This is a genomic window from Agromyces sp. NPDC055658 (assembly GCF_053618155.1).
The window spans coordinates 175,745-191,724 of record NZ_JBSHHD010000003.1 but is presented as its reverse complement, the minus strand read 5'-3'; the positions used below and the strand labels follow the sequence as shown (position 1 = coordinate 191,724).

Below are 15,980 nucleotides of genomic sequence, written 5' to 3'. Positions count from 1 at the left end.
ACGTTCGCCGCGCGGAGTTGGGTCATGCGACGAAGGTCCGGCGGCAATTCGTCTAGGGGGACTCGGGTGGGCTCAATACCAGAGCCTTCGCCAGTAGATGCTCTCGCGGTCGAGCTCGTCGATGTCCCAATCGACGCCGATTCCATGGAGCCACTCCCTCACAAGCGGGCAAAGCCCTTTCAGTACGTCGGCGAGCTCTTCTCGCGACATCTCGATGTCTGCCGGGCGGGCCTCATGGAATGCCAGACTCCACCGCTGCCAAAATGGCCCCACGTACTCGTCCCAGCCGGGTGGTGCAGGGTCGGGGGTGACGGCGTAACCGTCTTCAATCCCTAGTTCGGCCGAAAGATACGTAAGGACGCGGATCAGGTCATTCGCCGCAATCATCGTCCTGGAGGCCGCTGCACCGATGTCGTCGCGCCAGTTCTGCCGCGACCAGTTGAGTTCGGCGCGGAAATGGGCGATGGCTTTCGCCAGATGATCGAGCTGGGAGTTGGGTGACGGCGAGACCGCACGTGCCATCTGCTCGATCCGATGATCGTCTAAATGTGATGCTAGGTACTTGCGCCACGCGTGCGCAGTCGGCGCTTGAGTGGGCAGGTCGGAGTAGCGGTCTGCGTCTTCGCCTCTCAGATCAAGCAGTACGTGCCCAGCTTCGTGCACCCCTAGGTGAGCTGCCGCGCGAAATGCATGCTCGAGCACTGCCTCAGGCGTGTCTGCGGACTCTGGCGCGATTATTAGCGCGTCCGCCGACACCACGATGTCGTATGACCCGTCTACGTTCTTGATGGTGCGTCCACCGACGAACCCGGCTCCACGATTTGTTGTGTAGGCTGCCTCAAGATCGCGCCCTTCAAGCCGATCAACCGTTGTCGCAATGTCGGTCGTCACCGTAAGCCGCCACAAGGCCGATTCTGGAAGCAGCGACTGAAGGCCGGCAACTAGCAGGCTGCCGACACCGAGGTTGCCAATCGCCATTTGGACAACCGCTGCGACCTCGGGATCCGCGTTGATCAAATCCAGCTGAATCTCTGCGGTCGGCCGGTCGCCGTCCCTGTAGCGCTGCTCCCCCGAAGCGGGATCCGGATTCGATCCGGCAGGCGGTTGCGCGTCCGACATGCTGTCCCCCGTTTGTGCGGGTCGCGTCTGCGCCACCCGTCATTGCAGGCTAAGGGTGTACGTGCTGTGGCGCCTGCCCGCGTTCGGGGGACGCAGTTGAAGCGTTAGTCGCTCGCCCAGCTCGTCGATCGGCGTCTTGTTGTTCTTCCCATCCAATGCGGCCGCTGGGAGCTGCTGACGACACGAGGGCTCCGTGTATTCGCTCGCATGAGCTTCTGAGGGTGGCTCCGTAGCCGAGGAGTTGCCCTCGAAACTCGGTCCGGTACCGAGGCTCTCCGTCTAGCCGCACGAGCCTCACGAGCCCGTACTCCTTGCCAAGGCTGTCGATCATGCGCCATGTCCCCAGAGGGCCTTCTACGGCTGCAAGGAGTGGGTGCCAGCGGGGTTCATCTCGGGCCAATGGTGCTCCTGAATTTGGAGCGCGCCGGCCCGCGCATTATCCCTAGATTCTACGCATTCGCGCGAAAGGCACGATCAGTAGGCGTACTGACGTTCGATGTACGCAAGCATTCCCGGCACCGCGAACTCGACGATGCCACGGCTGGGAGCAAAGAGGACGCCCTTGTCAAGCAGTTGCTGACGAGCGGTGCTGAGCTTGCTCGTCGGAACGCCGAGGTGCGCAGCAATATCCGTTGTCCTTGCGCGTTCCTCTCCAAGCGCGGCCATCGCAAGCAAGTACTTGCGCTCAACCGGGGTGGCTTGGCTCCAACGAGACGGGTAGAAGCCTTCGTCGAGGGTTCTCCTGCCCTCTGCGATACCCAAGCGCGCGTCATCGGCTGTGATCTTCTTCTCGACTGCGACGTCCCATGTCGACTTGCCGAACGTCTGGATGAAGAACGGGTATCCGTTCGCTGCTTCAAGTAGGGCTGCGAGAGCATCGTCATCAAAGTCGACGCCCCGCTGGACCGCGGGCTCAACGAGTGCGGCTTGGGAGGCCTCGGCGGTGAGTGCCCCCACCTGTCGATAATCAAACAAGCGCTCTGCGTATGTGCGTGCGGCCGCCAACCGTGCAGGTAACACAGGGAGACCAGCCCCGATGATGTAGAACGGCCATCCACGTTGTCCAGCACGATGTTGCACACTAAGCAGCTCGCCCAGGAGATCGGGATCAAGCTCCTGCAGTTCATCGATGAACAATCCGACCGCCGCTGACGAAGCTATGAGCGCTGGAGCTAGGTCTTCCAGTAGGTCTTCCAGATCGAGTGCGAGGTCACCCGAGTCAGCTCGTCCCACAGCCGCAGGAGCGCCTAGATCCAGGTTGTTCGCGCCAGCAGACTCGCAGAATGCTCCGATGGTGGAAAGAGCACGCTGAGTCACTGAGTCCTTCGGGGGGAGTCTCCTTCGGATTTTGGCGCCGGCCCGGTAGAACCCTCTCGCGAGCTTCAATCGAAGGGTGTCTACCTCATCCGCCCGGCTAAGCCCCTCCAGCTCGACGACTGCCCATGATGCAGTCTCGGCTTGATTCCGGAATTGATTCAGCAACACGGTCTTGCCGACACCGCGAAGGCCGTACAGGATCATTCCTCGATCGAGTTCGCGCCTTCTAGTCCGAGCCACAAGCAGGTCGAACGCGTCAACATCGGCTTCCCGGCCGGTCAGAGCAGGCGGCTTGAGGCCCGAGCCAGGACGATAGGGGTTCAACTCGGGATACACAACCCGAATATAGCTCTGTATAGGCGCGAATCCTATACAAACCTCATCTTCCGCCTGATGTTGGAGACGTCCCCTCGAGGTCTGTGATCAGCTTCAGCGTTGGGGAGGAGGCCTGCCCGCTCAGAATCGCTTGCACCATGACGTCCTTCGCGTGCACCAATCGGGCCCGCCCTGAATTCCAAAGCGCCCACGCGGGAATCAGCAGTAGCAGAAACGTCAATGGGAGCAGATTATGGTATTCGACTGAAAGCCGGGCGGCGAGGGCCACCGCGAGGGCTCCGATCGGAAGTGCGACCGCGAGACGGAACTCGCCTTCTGCACGGACTCGGTCGTACCTGTCGTAGACATCACGGCTCGTCGTCTGAAGCGAGAGTTCAGCGAGATCCAGTTCCTGAAGAACCGTGGAGGCGAGAAACTTCACATTCCAATCCTCTTCGAGCCACGTCCATTGGTCGTGCTGGCTGATCTCCCAAGGTGTCCGATGCTCTGGATCATCGAATGCTGCCTCTGCCGAGAGCTCCTCCCGAGCCTCGTCGCTCATGCGGGCTTCTTCATTGGCTGCCAGTATCTCGAACTGACCAATCAGCCGCTGGAACGGCACACCACGCCGCCTGGCGTCCCGAAGGTCCCTGACGATGAGCTGCTCGAGCCCGGCTTCCGATGTCGTGCTCACAGCACTCGCAGGATCGCCCTCGTCGACAAACACCGGAAGTCCGAGGACAACAAGCCCGACCAGATACGCCACAAACGCAATCGCTGTGATCGCCGTTGCACCACCGAACACCCCAGCGGCATCCACGAGTTGCGAGAGCAACAGTGTCGGCGCGACGAGCGGCACGATCCAACTGAACGCGACCGCCAGAACGGCCAGCCAGATTAGGCCCGCCGCCAACGGGACTCGAACGTCCCTGAGACCAGGCAGCAGGCTAGCGAGCATCGATACCCCCGGAACTCAGCAGCATGTCAGCGATTCTGGCACGATCGCCCCGAAAGGAGCGCTAGCACGCACTGCCGCGATCGTGGCCCGCCGCGACGATCTCACTCGAAGCAGTTGGACGAAGGTTGCCGGTCAAGCGCATGATCTCGAGCCTACGGTCCGAGGCAAAACGGTGATGGCAATCGGGAACCTTCTCGCCGCATGCGGACATATCTATTCAGGTCCGCGGTAACGGTGCCGCGGCCTTCGAGAAAGAAGATCTCTATGAAATCTGTTCTCCGTATTGGGTCCGCTGTAGCGATCGCGTCGATCGCCTTGGGTCTGTTCGTGGCCTCTCCCGCCACGGCCGCAGATCGAGGCAACGGCAAGGACAAGGGCATCGATGTTGAACGAGCACTCGCTCTCAACGAGAAGTACCTTGGAGCGTCCGAGGAGGCGCTCGCCAAGATCCCTGCGGCTGACCTCGCCCTACTGCAGGAGGCAGGCAAACTCGCGGACGTGAAGGTAACGAGTGAGGTAAAGCTCATGCCAGCGGCAGAGGCGGAGGCCGCGCTCGCCGAGGATGGCGTGGTTACGCCGATGGCGGCGAACTACTGCTACTCCGTCACTCAGACGTATGTTGGGCGCAGTGCTGTCGGCATTGACCTATACAAGTCCTGGACCCGGGGACGCTGGTGCACTGGCGCGACCACCGTCACCGGCGCTGCGATCGAGGAGCAGGGCGGTCAGACCTTCTTCCTGGGTTGGAAGTTCAATGGCAAGATCAACGGTGGCTCGGGCGTTGTGTCGGGTCGGGGGGTCGCATGGTCTCAGCACAGCTTCCAGTACCAGTTGGGGACTCCGATTCCGACTCAGTACACCCAGCCGTGCACTCGTGTTCGCGGCAACTTCACTGGGACGTACTACCGTGACTACGTCTGCTCGCTGTACTGACGTCTAGCGAGCAGTAAGGGGGCGGGGCAGTCTTGGCCCCACCCCCTTACTCGTCGTTGGGACGGCTATGGCCGGGGCGTTGATACGGGCATGGGGTCGACAGAGATGGCGGAGCCTGCGTCCAGGGAGACCAGCATCCAAACGATCGAGAGAACAATCGCGAGAACGCTCAATGAGGCGGTCCATACCCAGATCCCGCCGAGCTGACGCCGGCCGAGTATGGAGACAATTAGCAAGCCAAACGCGAGCGGCACCGAGAAGAAGAATCCCGACAAGAACAGCAGGACAGCAAGAGTTGCTGCTCCCAGAAGAGCGTAGCGAACAGCGGGGGGCCAGCCTTGGGCGCCGTGATCCGTCGAAGAATGCTCGCGTTGTTCAGTCATGTCCCCCACCTCTCAGATCACGATAGCGCCGAACCGAAGTCGACGACGATGACCTCGCAGTTACGACACCAGTACTCCCCCTGTGGACGATGCATTGTGCGGGTGCAGCAGTTCGGGCAGTCCGGCTCGGTGACGGGCAAGCGGTCGTCTTCCATGTCGAGAGCATACGACCGCCGAGAACCGCCCCTGCTTCAGTTCTCCACAGAAGCCAGCCGCGCACACGCGGGATAGATACTACGGGCGCCCTACCCGAGGAACACGAGGAAGCGGTCTCCGCGCTCTGTGACTTGTGGGCTGAGCATGCCATTTGGCGTCCGCATCTCGGGTGGCAACATTCCAAGCAGAAGATTCGACACCAGATCTTCGACAGCGTCATTCACCTGGCGTCGGTCCAACTCGTCGCCGAGGAACAGCATGAGCGCATCAAAGGGCGTACCACCAGAACTCGGGAGATCAGTCACTCGAAGGTAGGTAGTCGGCGACGCAAAAAAGCCCAAGATCCTGACGTGTAACGGTGAGAGATCCGAAACCAGGCGGATGAATCTTTCACGCTCGTTCCACTCAAGCGTGGATATGGACGCGGAAGCCAGCGCCCCAGCCAGCATCAGGCGCTTCTCATGGTCGGCGGTCTCTTGGGCAGCCCGCGTCATCCGATGAACTGCCGCGATGAACTCTGGCGATTCGATGTCGATGGTTTCGCCCCGAGACCGACCTTCCACCTCGAGATTGGCGATGCGGGCGGCAAGCATCGCGAACCACTCTTCATCACGTTCGCGTGATGCTGCGGCCAACCGAGCTTGAATAGCTGCTGAGGCTGCACCACCGACCATAGGGATCTCGGACAGCGCCCCGAGCATCGCCGCCGTCAGGACGGTGCGGGTGACGTCTTGCTCGGGCAGGCCTGAGTCGTATGAGTGCTCTTCGAGGCTCATCGCGGTTCCGAGAAGTGAGCCGCGAGCTCATCGGCCTCTTCCGTCGAGAAGTGCCACTCCGTGTTCTGTTCGTGCTCAGGAAACAGCTTGCGTGCCAGAGCTCGGACGGTCTTCGGGCTGCGCCCGACCTGCTCTGCAAGTTCAACGGGCGTAACCGTGTTGGTCATGGGCTGAGCCTACTGGCTGGTTCGATGCCGTGCGGAGGAGATCGTATGCAGGCCGAGTGGGACGAGTCCTTCCTTCGGGTGAGGCAGGAGGATGCCTCGATCTACTGGGTCTGGTTCTGGACCGGCGACGATATCGGCCAGGCGGCGCGCCACGATCCGCAGCGCATCAGTGACGCCGAGGCGGTTGACGAGATCCTGGATTGGATCGGCCGCGATCGGCACTTCGAACTCTTCGTCGAGGTCGCGGACCACACCGCGTCCGGCGACAGCGGCCGGCGACTCATCCGACTCGCAGGCGACTTCCGCCCCGCAGGGACGGTGGTCAACATCACGCTGACCGCGGCGGAGTAGTGCACTTGCACCGCCCCGAGCGTCACACCAGGTTTAGCAACACTGCCTAGTCACACTTCTCTCGGTGAAGTGCTTGGGGTAGTTTGGGCACAAATTTGGGCACACGTCGCGTTCATCAGCAGTGACGAACTGTTATCTGGAGTGACGCTTCTTCCCAGCAAATTCAGGGCTCCAGCCCCACATCAACATGATGGCGTATGCGCTGGCGGCGACTGAAAATCGAAAGGTCACCCGATCGATGCCGGTCGGAGCCCCAGATGTAGAAGACCTCCGGGTTCGCCCGGGGTCTTCTACGTTGTCGGCCGCGGCCAGCTCCAGTGCGTGATCGTCGTCTGCTGATACAGCGCGAGCCGCGGTCGGCCGTCGATGCGACGGTAGACGCTCGACATGAGCGCCTCGAACGGCTCGCCGCCGTCATCGCGCGACGAGACGGCGCGATAAACGCATTTCCTGAACCTGCTGGCCGACCGCATGGCGAAACGATCGGGGCGAATCCAGACACTCGCGGCCGATCCGCTGGCTCTACACTCAACTCATGATCCAGTCCGGGCTAGCGTCATTCGTCGTCTCGTCCTCGGAGACGGATCCAGCCGCGATTTCGAAACTCCTCGGGCTCGATCCGACCAGCGTCACGAACGCGGGCACACCGCGCAAGTCTGGCCGCGTCACCAGCCACCACACCTGGAGCATCGACATTGGCGAGGTAGACAACGAGAGCGACGATCAGACGGGTACGCGTGCCGTTCGGACGCTCCTCAGGCTGATCCAACCCGCGCTCGGCGCGGTGTCGAACCTCCCACCGGACTGCGAAGCCCGCATCCAGTGGTCGGCCTACTCGGATTCCGTTCAGGGCGGATTCGTGATGCCTGCCGATCTTGCGGCGGCGATCGGCGAGTTCGGTGTCGATGTGTACGGCACGGTCTATCTCGACGACCTTGAGGACGTTCACGCGAACGCGTCGCTTCACTGATGCGGCGCCGGCTTTCGCCCGCTACAGGCTCCGCCGCCGGCCCCGGGTTCGCCGGGGTGTTCTGCGCTCCCGGCCGCCGGCGGCTTCAGTGCGTGATCGTCGTCTGCTGATACAGCGCGAGCCGCGCCCGGCCGTCGATGCGACGGTAGACGCTCGACATGAGCGCCTCGAACGGCTCGCCGCCGTCATCGCGCGACGAGACGGCGCGGTAGACGAGCGCCCTCGCGTCGTCGCCGACGTCGATCACGCGTGCATCGCTCAGTTCGTACCGCGACCAGGGCGGCGCGTCGTCGAGCGAGCTCGCGATGGCCTCGCGGTCGAGCACCATGCCGTTCACGAGCACCATCACCGCATCATCCGTCATCAGGTCGCCGTAGAAGCCACCGCCGGTGCCCGAGCACAGCGACGTCCATCCCTCGTGTTCGAGGGCGAGCAGTTCGTCGAGGGTGAGATCGGTCATGCGGGCGATCCGAGCACATTCATGGCGCGTTGTGAAGGGGGTTGGCGCCCCGTCGTCGAGCTGCGACCATCGCCCGATGGATACGTATGACGAGCGGAACGACGACCTGCAGACCGAGCCCGTCGAGGCGGGCCACGACGATGCGACGCGTGCGGAGCAGCTCGAGGGCGTGATCGAGCAGGTGCGCGGCGACCTGCTGCTCGGTCACGTCGACGACGCGCGCGGAATGGTCCGCGACCGGCTCGCGGACGCAGGGCTCGGCGCCTCCGAGAGCGACGTCGACGCCGTGCTGAGCGCCGTCGAGGGCGGCGCGCCGGCCTGAGGCCTGGGCACGCCGCCTTCGGCGATGCGGATGCCTCGGCGCCTACTCGAGCGCCGACGTGAGCCGCGCCACCCCGTCGAGGAACTTCGCCTTCGCGGGCTCGCGCAGCCAGTCGTCGAGCGTGAGCTCGCGGCTGATGGCGCGGTAGCCCTCCTCGACCTCGCGCATGTCGCGCACGAACGACTCGCCCCGCACGAGCATCGAGATCTCGAAGTTGAGCAGGAACGAGCGGATGTCCATGTTGCTCGACCCGATGAAGGCGATGTCGTCGTCGATCGACATGTGCTTCGAGTGCAGGATGAACGGCCCCGGGTACAGGAAGATGCGCACGCCGGCCCGCAGCAGCGGCTCGTAGTACGAGCGCTGCGCGTGCCACACCATGCCTTGGTCGCCGATCTCGGAGACGAACAACTGCACGTCGAGGCCGCGGAACTTCGCCGACGTGATCGCGTACATCATCGCCTCGTCGGGCACGAAGTACGGGCTCGTGATGATGACCTTCTCCTGCGCGGCGTTCACGAGGCCGAGGAACATGCGCAGGTTGTTCTCCTCGTCGAACGAGGGGCCGCTCGGCACGATCTGGCAGACGAGCGCGTCGGGCGACGGGTCGACATCGACCTCGGCGACCGGCACGTGGGCGGTCTCGTGCAGGTTCTCGCCGGTCTCGGCGTACCAGTCGGAGAGGAAGACGGTGTTGATCGCCGCGACGGTCGGACCGGTGACCCGGGTCACGAGCTCCTGCCACTTGAGCCCGCGCTTCTGGTTCTTCGGCGAGTCGTAGTCGCGCGAGATGAGGTTCTGCGAACCGGTGTACGCGACCTGCCCGTCGACGACGACGAGCTTGCGGTGGTTGCGCAGGTCAGGACGCTGGAACTGGCCCTTGAACGGCTTCACGGGCAGCAGGTAGTGCCACTCGACGCCGATGCGGTCGAGCTCGGCGATCGACTCCTTGTGGATCGGCACCTTGGCCGACGCGATGTAGTCCATCAGCAGGCGCACCTTCACGCCGCGCTGCACCGCGCGCTCCATCGCGGCGAAGAACCCGCGCGTCGTGTCGTCCCACGCGACGATGAAGAACTCGACGTTCACGAACCGTTCGGCGGTGTCGATCTCGGCGGCCATGCGGTCGATCGACTGCTGGTAGTCGCCGATGAGCTCGGCCCGGTTGCCGCCGGAGGCGGGCAGGGCGCCGAGGATTCGGTTCTGGCGCACGATCGAGGTGAACCACGCGGGCCAGGCCGACCGGTCGACGGTGTAGTCGTGCGCGTGCACGTTCGCCGCGATCAGCCCGTCGATCTCCTTCTGGCGCTCGCGCCGCTTCTTCGGCAGCTTCGCGTTGCCGATGAGCAGGTACATCAGCACGCCGACGAACGGGATCAGGAAGATGGCGAGCAGCCACGCCATCGCGGCCGTGGGCTTGCGGTCCTTCGGCACGATGAACAGCGCGACGATGCGGATGGTCCAGTCGGCGATGACGAGCAGTACCGTCGTCAGGACGGCCGGATCGATGTTCACGAGAGCTGTCCGTCGTGGTCGCGGCTGCAGCGGTTCATCGGCTCCTCCTCGGGCCCGGCGGCGTGCCTCGTCGCCGCGGGTGAGTCAACGATAGCGGTCGGGGGTCAGCTCATCGCGCGCAGGCGCGCGGCATCCCGCCGGTACATGCCGGCGTGCGCGACGAAGTCGTCGCGTCCCGTCGCCTCGGCTCGATCGTCGGTGAACCGCGCGAGCTCGTCGAGGCGATCGGCCGCGGCCCGCAGCACCTCGTCGACGGTGTACTCGCCGCCGTAGGCGCGCACGAGCCGCCGCACCCGGTCGACGGGCTCCTCGCCGTCGGAGGTGACCGCAGGTGCGTAGCCCTCGGCGTCCTCGGCGAACGGGGCGATGCGGTACGCGAGGTAGGCGAGGTCGCGCAGCCGCGGTCCGGGCGAGGCGAGGTCGAAGTCGATGAGCCCCACGACGCGTCCGCCCGTGACCACGAGGTTGTACGGGGCCACGTCGTTGTGGCAGACGACCTCGACCGGCTCGTGCGCCGGCATCCGCCAGGCGCGCCCGCGGTCGTTCGCGAGCGACAGGGATGCCTCGTGCACGCGCCGCAGCAACCGGCCGGCCTGCTCGAGCACGGCCGTCGACCACTGCACCTCGGCGGGAGTGTCGACGAGCATGACGCCCTCGAGGTAGCTCAGCACCTCGCGGCCGGACTCGTCGATGCCGAGGGGCACGGGCACCTCCTCGATGCCGGCGGCGCGCGCGGCGGCGAGCAGGGCGTGCACGGCGGGAGTCCAGTCGCCCGCGACTCGTCGCACCGTGTCGCCGACGCGCACGACGGGGTCCATGTTGCCGCCGGTCAGCGGGATCTCCGCCGCACCCTGCTCGTCATCCACCCGCCAATGATGCCAGCCGTTCAGCGGGCGGCGGCGAACAGCAGCGGGACGAGCTGGATGCCGAGGCCGCTCGCGACGAAGCGCAGTCGGCGGTCGTCGCGCAACCGCGCCACCCAGTCGAACCGTCCGAGGTCCGCGATCTCGACGAAGTCGCCGGCCGGATCGTGCGCGCCGAAGCCGACCCTGAGCCCGTCGTAGTAGTTCGACTCGAGCGACTCGCCGGTCGTCTCGACGTGCGGCATCCGCGCCGCGAGGTGGTCGCGTATCCGCTCACCGAGCGCCGACGCATCGGGTGCCGTCCTGATGACGGCACGCCGGCCTGGAAAGGCGAGTCCGAGCTCGGCGGCGCAGGCGTCGAAGAAGCGGTCGAACACCCCGAGCTGCCGGCCGACCGCGTCGACCTCGAAGCCGTCGTCGGGCAGCGCCCGTCCGGCGGCGGCGAGCGCGAACAGGCGGAAGTGCCGCGAATGCGACGGCGTGCCGCCGGTGAGCGACTGCGCCCGCATCGTCTGGTGCACGGTCGCGAGGTGGACGGGCGCGTGGGAACCCCCGAGGCGCGTCGCGCACTCGAGCGCGAGCACGTTCGTCGGATCGGAGACGACCTCGGTGGTGCGGATCGTCGAGACCGTGCGGTCCTGCGAGGACGGCGCGACGACCGAGTTGGTGCCGAGCGGCGCAACGGGCGAGAGCAGCAGCGCCTCGGCGAACGGAGCCGAGTCGAGGGCCAGCCGGTCGAGGGCGGTGACGAGGCGCTGGTCGATCGGGCCCGGCGCCACGAACCCGTCGTCGCGGTACTGCCGCAGGAGGTCGCCCGGCCGTCGGCGGGCCGCCTGCCCGCGCAGGAGACGCAGCAGTTCGCCGCGCGTCTCGCTCGGCGACGCCGCCCGCTCGAAGCGCATCAGCCGTCCGCCCCTGCCGCCGGCGCGACGATCTCGTGCGCAGGCACCACCGACGCGTCGAGGAGCACTCGATCGCCGAGCTCGCGCTCGAGGGCGACTGTGAACGGTGTCGGGGGGTTGCTCTGGCAGGTGTACGCGCCATCGCCGTTCGGCACGACGCCGACCACGAGTTCGACGGCGGTGTCGGTCTCGACGACGTCGATCACCTCGATGCGCCCCGTCGCCGGTCGGCCCGAGTTGCACGACCGCTCGGTCGCGAGCAGGGCGATCTCACGATCGCCCGGGTCGGGCAGGGCATCGGGGTCGAGCGCGAGCATCGCCTCGCCGCGTCCGCCGAGGTCGATGCGCGGCGTGCAGCTCGTCGACACGTCCACACCCCAGACGTCGTCGATCGGCATCGCGCCGGGCGACGCCGATGCCGAGAACAGGTCGAAGTCGCGCACATCTCCCCCGCCGAGGTCGACGGGCGGTTCGAGTTCGCGCATGAGCACGACGTGGTCGTCGCTCGACACCGCGACGAACCAGTCGTCGAGGTCGTCGATCGGAACGACGGGCGAGTCCTCGAGGAGCGCCGCGAGCTCGGACGGCAGTGACGAGGCGGGCGTCCGTTCGTCGAGGGCGCCGGCCGTCACCTCGACGCCCTGGCACGTCAGGATCGTCTCGGGATCGCGCCCGCCCTCACCGCTCGGCGACGGCGAGGAAGACGGCGAGGAAGACGGCGCGACGGCGCCGCTCGCGCAGCCGGACAGCAGGACGAGCACGAGCGCGGCCGCCGCGGCAGCGTGTTCGGGCCGGATCCGCGCCATCAGCGGCCCGCCCACTCGAGCAGCCGTTCGGCGGGCCACGTCGTGATGATGCGCTCGGCCGGGACGCCGTTCGACTCGGCGCGCGCGGCGCCGAGCTCGAGGAACGACAGGTGGCCGGGCGCGTGCGCGTCGCTGTCGATCGAGAACAGGCAGCCCGCGTCGAGGGCGATCGCGATCAAGTCGTCGGGGGGATCCTGCCGTTCGGGGCGGGAGTTGATCTCGACGGCCACGTCGTGCTCGGCGCACGCCGCGAACACGGCCTCGGCGTCGAACTCCGACTGCGGCCGGGTGCCTCGCGAGCCCTCGACGAGGCGTCCGGTGCAGTGGCCGAGCACGTTCAGGTGCGGGTCGGCGATGGCGCGAAGCATCCGCGCCGTCATCTCGGCACGTTCCATGCGCAGCTTCGAGTGCACGCTGCCGACCACGACGTCGAGTCGGTCGAGCATCTCGGGGGTCTGGTCGAGCGCGCCGTCGAGCAGGATGTCGACCTCGATGCCCGCGAGCAGGCGCAGGTTCGGAATGCCGGCCTGCACCACCTCGATGAGCTCCTGCTGTTCGGAGAGCCGCTCGGCGCTCAGGCCGTTCGCGACCCGGAGGCTCGGCGAGTGATCGGTGATCGCGAGGTACTCGAGGCCCTGCGCCTCGGCGGCCTTCGCCATCACGGCGAGGCTCGTGGTGCCGTCGGACCATTCGGTGTGCGCGTGCAGGTCGCCGCGCAGCTCGGCTCGAAGGCCCGTGGCGGCGGCGCCGGCGGGTGACAGGCCGGCTTTCGCGCGCAGGTCGGCGAGTCGCTCCGGCACCTCGCCGGCGAGCGCCTGCGCGATGACCGCGAAGGTCGAGTCGCCGACCCCCGCCGTCCGCCGCAGCCGTCCGTCGGCCGCGCGGTCGGCGAGCTCCCCGGGCTCGAGGTCGCGGATCGCGTCGGCGGCCTTGCGGAACGCCTTCGACTTGTACGCCGAGGCGCGGTCGCGCTCGAGCAGGAACGCGATCTCCTCGAGCGCCGCGACGGGGTCCATACATCGATTGTGTCGCGAGTCGGCCCGATCGCGCTTGACTCGGTCCGGATTCCTCGGTATATCTATACCCCCTAGGGGTATTCAGATCACACCCAGACAAGGAGCAGCACCTCATGTCCACCTCCACCGCTGCCGCACCACGCAGGTGGCTCGGCCTCGCGCTCATCGCCGCGGCCCAGTTCGTCGTCATCATGGACACGTCGATCATCGGCGTCGCCCTGCCCGACATCCAGGCCGAGCTCGGCTTCACGCCCGAGTCGCTGTCGTGGGTCTTCAACGCCTACGTCATCGCGTTCGGCGGCCTGCTGCTGCTCGGCGGCCGGCTCTCCGACCTGCTCGGCGCCCGCCGGGTGTTCATCGCCGGATGGATCACGCTCGCCGTCGGCTCGGTGCTCGCGGGAGCCGCCTCGAACGTCGGCCTCGAGATCGCCGGGCGCGCCGTGCAGGGCGCCGGCGCCGCGCTCATCGCGCCCGCCGCGCTCACCCTCCTCATGGTGCTCTTCGGCGGCACGCCCGAGCTCCCCCGCGCGTTCGCCGTCTACGGCGCCGCCGCACCCATCGGCGGCACCGCGGGCGTCTTCCTCGGCGGCGTGCTCACCGAGTACGCGAGTTGGCCGTGGGTGTTCTACGTGACCGTGCCGATCGCCGTGCTCGTCATCGTGCTGACACCGCTCGCCCTGCCGGCCGTGCCGCGCGGACGCGGGTCGGTCGACATCGCGGGCGCCGTCACCGCGACCGCCGGTCTCGCCGCCGTCGTCTACGGCGTCGTGCGCGCCCCCGAGGTCGGCTGGACGTCGGTCGAGACGATCGTCGCCCTCGTCGCGGGTGCGGCACTGCTCGTCGCCTTCTTCGTGATCCAGGCGCGCCGCCGTGAGCCGCTGCTGCGACTCGGCATCTTCCGCGCACCGCGCCTCGGCGCCGCGAACCTCGCCCAGCTGCTGCTCGGCGGCGCGTGGGTGCCGATGTGGTTCTTCCTGAACCTCTACCTCCAGCAGGTGCTCGGCGCCGGCGCGTTCGCCTCGGGCGCCGCCCTGCTGCCGATGACCGCGCTCATCGTGATCGGCATGGTCGGGCTGGCGCCGCGACTGCAGGCGAGGTTCGGCGCGAAGCCGCTCATCGTCGCCGGGTTCGCGCTGCTCGCGGTCGGCCTCGGCTGGCTCGCGTTCGCCCGGCCCGACGGCGACTACGTCACCGACGTGCTGCCCGCGTCGCTCGTGGCTGCGCTCGGCATGGCCCTCGCGTTCGTGCCGTCGCTCGGCACCGCGATCGGGGCGGCCGCGCCCGAGGAGACCGGCGTCGCCTCGGGTCTCGTGAACACGAGCTACCAGATCGGCTCGGCCGTCGGGCTCGCGGTGCTCACCGCGGTCGGCGCGGCGGTCACGGCCGGTGGCACGGGTGCCTCGGCGCTGACGAGCGGCTTCTCGGCGGCGTTCCTCGGGGCGGGCATCGTGGCCGTCGTCGGACTCGTGGCGACCGCCGTGCTGCTGCGCGGCACCCGTTCGGCCGCCGCAGGGTCGGATGCGCCCACCGAGCCCGAGTCGGTCGCCGTCGACGCCTGAGACGCCGCGCGGCGCTCGCCCCGACGAGTCGGTGCGAGCGCTGCGAGGTCGCGTCAGGCCACGCCGCCGCCACCGGAACCGCCCGGATCGCGCACGGCCGCGACGGTGTGCGCTCGGGCGATGGCTTCGCTGTGGGCCCGGTCACCGTGGTGCGCCAAGTGCGGGTCGCCCGGCAGGGAGCGGGTGCGCCGCTCGCGGACAGCGAGCCAGATCGCCGCGGCGACGATGACGACCACGACGCCGATGATCGCGATGATGCCGAGATCCATGAGCCGACCCCTTCGTCCGTTGGACGTCAGGCTAGCCGTACCGGGCGGCGCAGAACAGCCCCGGCGCGAAACGCGATTCAGTACACCGGCACCGATTCGAACGCGATCCTGAACGCTTCCGCCATCATGACGCCAATCCAGACGAACACGGCCACGATGCTGACGGCGTACACCGCGATGCCGACCCACATCGGGCCGCTGCCCCGGCCGGCCTGGCGCTTGACGACGACCGAGCGACCGATCACGTAGACGATCGACATCAGGAACGCCCACGCCCAGTGGAACTGCCTCGCGAAGCCCCGCCGCTTGAGTGCTGCGCGGTCGAGGTAGGCGAACCACACGGAGAGTCCGTAGAGGACGTACCCGGCGACGCTCAGCACGACGTACCAGGGGTCGGTGTACGGGCCGAGCGCCTGCTCCATCGGCGACAACGGCGAGGTGATCGACATCGACTGCTCGATGTACGTCCGCCAGTCCCAGAAGAAGAGCGGCAGCACGCCCAGCACGGGCACGACGACGATGAGCCACACCCAGACCGTGTCGGTCGGCGTGTCACTCGAGACGGTCGAGGGTGCGGTGCCGTAGGGCGCAGGCCCGGTGCCGTAGGGCGCCGCGTAGGCGCCGTACTGCGGTTGCTGGACCGGCGCCACGACCTGCGGGGCGGGCGGCGCCGCGAGCGGGGTCGCGTACTCCGTCCAGCGCGTCCCGTCCCACCAGCGTTGCCCCTCGGCGCCGCTCGGTTCGGGGTACCAGCCGGGCGGTGGCAGTCGCGGATCGCTCATCGTTCCTCCATCGGGTCGAGGCCCATCGTAGGACGTGCACC

At 67.0% G+C, this 15,980-nt stretch carries 20 protein-coding genes; 5 read left to right on the top strand and 15 right to left on the bottom strand.

The window, feature by feature from the left end; genetic code table 11:
- Positions 1–72: 72 nt before the first annotated feature.
- The 3 genes from ACWGPE_RS02985 to ACWGPE_RS02975 form a co-directional block, all read right to left on the bottom strand.
- Entirely contained in the window at positions 73–1,119 is a 1,047-nt protein-coding gene (locus tag ACWGPE_RS02985) for a hypothetical protein (RefSeq protein ID WP_452048113.1), read from the bottom strand.
- A 474-nt stretch (positions 1,120–1,593) separates the two neighbouring features.
- Entirely contained in the window at positions 1,594–2,772 is a 1,179-nt protein-coding gene (locus ACWGPE_RS02980; protein ID WP_452048112.1) for an AAA family ATPase, read from the bottom strand.
- Between the two features lie 43 nt (positions 2,773–2,815).
- Positions 2,816–3,610, bottom strand: a complete 795-nt coding sequence (locus ACWGPE_RS02975; RefSeq protein ID WP_452048111.1) for a hypothetical protein — start codon at positions 3,608–3,610, stop codon at positions 2,816–2,818.
- A 363-nt stretch (positions 3,611–3,973) separates the two neighbouring features.
- On the opposite strand from ACWGPE_RS02975, the gene ACWGPE_RS02970 reads away from it, so the two are divergent.
- A complete protein-coding gene (locus ACWGPE_RS02970; protein WP_452048110.1) occupies positions 3,974–4,642 on the top strand; it encodes a hypothetical protein in 669 nt (222 codons plus the stop codon).
- A gap of 65 nt (positions 4,643–4,707) precedes the next feature.
- On the opposite strand, the gene ACWGPE_RS02965 is transcribed toward ACWGPE_RS02970, so the two are convergent.
- From ACWGPE_RS02965 to ACWGPE_RS02950, 4 genes are all read right to left on the bottom strand, one after another.
- On the bottom strand, positions 4,708–5,025 hold the full coding sequence (locus ACWGPE_RS02965; protein WP_452048109.1) for a hypothetical protein: 318 nt from the start codon (positions 5,023–5,025) through the stop codon (positions 4,708–4,710).
- Between the two features lie 17 nt (positions 5,026–5,042).
- Positions 5,043–5,180: a hypothetical protein gene (locus ACWGPE_RS02960; protein ID WP_452048108.1), complete on the bottom strand. Its 138-nt coding sequence runs from the start codon at positions 5,178–5,180 to the stop codon at positions 5,043–5,045.
- 90 nt (positions 5,181–5,270) lie between these two features.
- A complete protein-coding gene (locus ACWGPE_RS02955; protein WP_452048107.1) occupies positions 5,271–5,957 on the bottom strand; it encodes a hypothetical protein in 687 nt (228 codons plus the stop codon).
- Positions 5,954–6,124 (bottom strand): hypothetical protein, encoded by a 171-nt coding sequence (locus ACWGPE_RS02950; RefSeq protein ID WP_452048106.1) that lies wholly within the window; start codon positions 6,122–6,124, stop codon positions 5,954–5,956. The genes ACWGPE_RS02955 and ACWGPE_RS02950 overlap by 4 nt, the downstream gene beginning before the upstream one ends.
- A 45-nt stretch (positions 6,125–6,169) precedes the next feature.
- Between ACWGPE_RS02950 and ACWGPE_RS02945 the strand changes: the two genes are divergently transcribed.
- Together ACWGPE_RS02945 and ACWGPE_RS02940 are read left to right on the top strand one after the other, a co-directional pair.
- Positions 6,170–6,475 carry a hypothetical protein gene (locus tag ACWGPE_RS02945; RefSeq protein ID WP_452048105.1) on the top strand — a complete coding sequence of 102 codons (306 nt, stop codon included), beginning with the start codon at positions 6,170–6,172 and terminating at the stop codon, positions 6,473–6,475.
- Between the two features lie 535 nt (positions 6,476–7,010).
- Positions 7,011–7,445 carry a DUF4279 domain-containing protein gene (locus tag ACWGPE_RS02940; protein WP_452048104.1) on the top strand — a complete coding sequence of 145 codons (435 nt, stop codon included), beginning with the start codon at positions 7,011–7,013 and terminating at the stop codon, positions 7,443–7,445.
- Between the two features lie 85 nt (positions 7,446–7,530).
- Here ACWGPE_RS02940 and ACWGPE_RS02935 read toward each other — a convergent pair whose 3' ends face one another.
- Positions 7,531–7,905: a nuclear transport factor 2 family protein gene (locus tag ACWGPE_RS02935; protein WP_452048103.1), complete on the bottom strand. Its 375-nt coding sequence runs from the start codon at positions 7,903–7,905 to the stop codon at positions 7,531–7,533.
- 76 nt (positions 7,906–7,981) lie between these two features.
- Here ACWGPE_RS02935 and ACWGPE_RS02930 point away from each other — a divergent pair, with 76 nt between their 5' ends.
- Entirely contained in the window at positions 7,982–8,227 is a 246-nt protein-coding gene (locus ACWGPE_RS02930; RefSeq protein ID WP_231429985.1) for a hypothetical protein, read from the top strand.
- 42 nt (positions 8,228–8,269) lie between these two features.
- Here ACWGPE_RS02930 and cls read toward each other — a convergent pair whose 3' ends face one another.
- The 5 genes from cls to ACWGPE_RS02905 form a co-directional block, all read right to left on the bottom strand.
- Entirely contained in the window at positions 8,270–9,742 is a 1,473-nt protein-coding gene (gene cls / locus ACWGPE_RS02925) for a cardiolipin synthase (RefSeq protein WP_452048102.1), read from the bottom strand.
- Positions 9,743–9,846: 104 nt separating this feature from the next.
- The gene (locus ACWGPE_RS02920; protein ID WP_452048101.1) at positions 9,847–10,608 is read right to left on the bottom strand and encodes a phosphotransferase; all 762 of its coding nucleotides are present in this window, start codon (positions 10,606–10,608) and stop codon (positions 9,847–9,849) included.
- Positions 10,609–10,628: 20 nt separating this feature from the next.
- Positions 10,629–11,507, bottom strand: coding sequence for a hypothetical protein (locus ACWGPE_RS02915; protein WP_452048100.1), 879 nt, complete (start codon positions 11,505–11,507; stop codon positions 10,629–10,631).
- The gene (locus ACWGPE_RS02910) at positions 11,507–12,313 is read right to left on the bottom strand and encodes a hypothetical protein (RefSeq protein WP_376930491.1); all 807 of its coding nucleotides are present in this window, start codon (positions 12,311–12,313) and stop codon (positions 11,507–11,509) included. The genes ACWGPE_RS02915 and ACWGPE_RS02910 overlap by 1 nt, the downstream gene beginning before the upstream one ends.
- The gene (locus ACWGPE_RS02905) at positions 12,313–13,329 is read right to left on the bottom strand and encodes a PHP domain-containing protein (RefSeq protein ID WP_452048099.1); all 1,017 of its coding nucleotides are present in this window, start codon (positions 13,327–13,329) and stop codon (positions 12,313–12,315) included. The genes ACWGPE_RS02910 and ACWGPE_RS02905 overlap by 1 nt, the downstream gene beginning before the upstream one ends.
- A gap of 113 nt (positions 13,330–13,442) precedes the next feature.
- Between ACWGPE_RS02905 and ACWGPE_RS02900 the strand changes: the two genes are divergently transcribed.
- A complete protein-coding gene (locus tag ACWGPE_RS02900; protein WP_452048098.1) occupies positions 13,443–14,888 on the top strand; it encodes an MFS transporter in 1,446 nt (481 codons plus the stop codon).
- Positions 14,889–14,941: 53 nt separating this feature from the next.
- Here ACWGPE_RS02900 and ACWGPE_RS02895 read toward each other — a convergent pair whose 3' ends face one another.
- Together ACWGPE_RS02895 and ACWGPE_RS02890 are read right to left on the bottom strand one after the other, a co-directional pair.
- On the bottom strand, positions 14,942–15,157 hold the full coding sequence (locus tag ACWGPE_RS02895; RefSeq protein WP_452048097.1) for a hypothetical protein: 216 nt from the start codon (positions 15,155–15,157) through the stop codon (positions 14,942–14,944).
- Positions 15,158–15,234: 77 nt separating this feature from the next.
- Positions 15,235–15,939, bottom strand: a complete 705-nt coding sequence (locus tag ACWGPE_RS02890; RefSeq protein ID WP_452048096.1) for a DUF2510 domain-containing protein — start codon at positions 15,937–15,939, stop codon at positions 15,235–15,237.
- Between the last annotated feature and the right edge of the window lie 41 nt (positions 15,940–15,980).

Excerpts from the sequence above, each read along its gene's own strand:
- ACWGPE_RS02985 (WP_452048113.1), bottom strand. The coding sequence starts at position 1,119 with ATGTCGGACGCGCAACCGCCTGCCGGATCGAATCCGGATCCCGCTTCG.
- ACWGPE_RS02970 (WP_452048110.1), top strand. The coding sequence starts at position 3,974 with ATGAAATCTGTTCTCCGTATTGGGTCCGCTGTAGCGATCGCGTCGATC.
- ACWGPE_RS02965 (WP_452048109.1), bottom strand. The coding sequence starts at position 5,025 with ATGACTGAACAACGCGAGCATTCTTCGACGGATCACGGCGCCCAAGGC.
- ACWGPE_RS02960 (WP_452048108.1), bottom strand. The coding sequence starts at position 5,180 with ATGGAAGACGACCGCTTGCCCGTCACCGAGCCGGACTGCCCGAACTGC.
- ACWGPE_RS02955 (WP_452048107.1), bottom strand. The coding sequence starts at position 5,957 with ATGAGCCTCGAAGAGCACTCATACGACTCAGGCCTGCCCGAGCAAGAC.
- ACWGPE_RS02950 (WP_452048106.1), bottom strand. The coding sequence starts at position 6,124 with ATGACCAACACGGTTACGCCCGTTGAACTTGCAGAGCAGGTCGGGCGC.
- ACWGPE_RS02945 (WP_452048105.1), top strand. The coding sequence starts at position 6,170 with ATGCAGGCCGAGTGGGACGAGTCCTTCCTTCGGGTGAGGCAGGAGGAT.
- ACWGPE_RS02940 (WP_452048104.1), top strand. The coding sequence starts at position 7,011 with ATGATCCAGTCCGGGCTAGCGTCATTCGTCGTCTCGTCCTCGGAGACG.
- ACWGPE_RS02935 (WP_452048103.1), bottom strand. The coding sequence starts at position 7,905 with ATGACCGATCTCACCCTCGACGAACTGCTCGCCCTCGAACACGAGGGA.
- ACWGPE_RS02930 (WP_231429985.1), top strand. The coding sequence starts at position 7,982 with ATGGATACGTATGACGAGCGGAACGACGACCTGCAGACCGAGCCCGTC.
- ACWGPE_RS02915 (WP_452048100.1), bottom strand. The coding sequence starts at position 11,507 with ATGCGCTTCGAGCGGGCGGCGTCGCCGAGCGAGACGCGCGGCGAACTG.
- ACWGPE_RS02910 (WP_376930491.1), bottom strand. The coding sequence starts at position 12,313 with ATGGCGCGGATCCGGCCCGAACACGCTGCCGCGGCGGCCGCGCTCGTG.
- ACWGPE_RS02905 (WP_452048099.1), bottom strand. The coding sequence starts at position 13,329 with ATGGACCCCGTCGCGGCGCTCGAGGAGATCGCGTTCCTGCTCGAGCGC.
- ACWGPE_RS02900 (WP_452048098.1), top strand. The coding sequence starts at position 13,443 with ATGTCCACCTCCACCGCTGCCGCACCACGCAGGTGGCTCGGCCTCGCG.
- ACWGPE_RS02895 (WP_452048097.1), bottom strand. The coding sequence starts at position 15,157 with ATGGATCTCGGCATCATCGCGATCATCGGCGTCGTGGTCGTCATCGTC.
- ACWGPE_RS02890 (WP_452048096.1), bottom strand. The coding sequence starts at position 15,939 with ATGAGCGATCCGCGACTGCCACCGCCCGGCTGGTACCCCGAACCGAGC.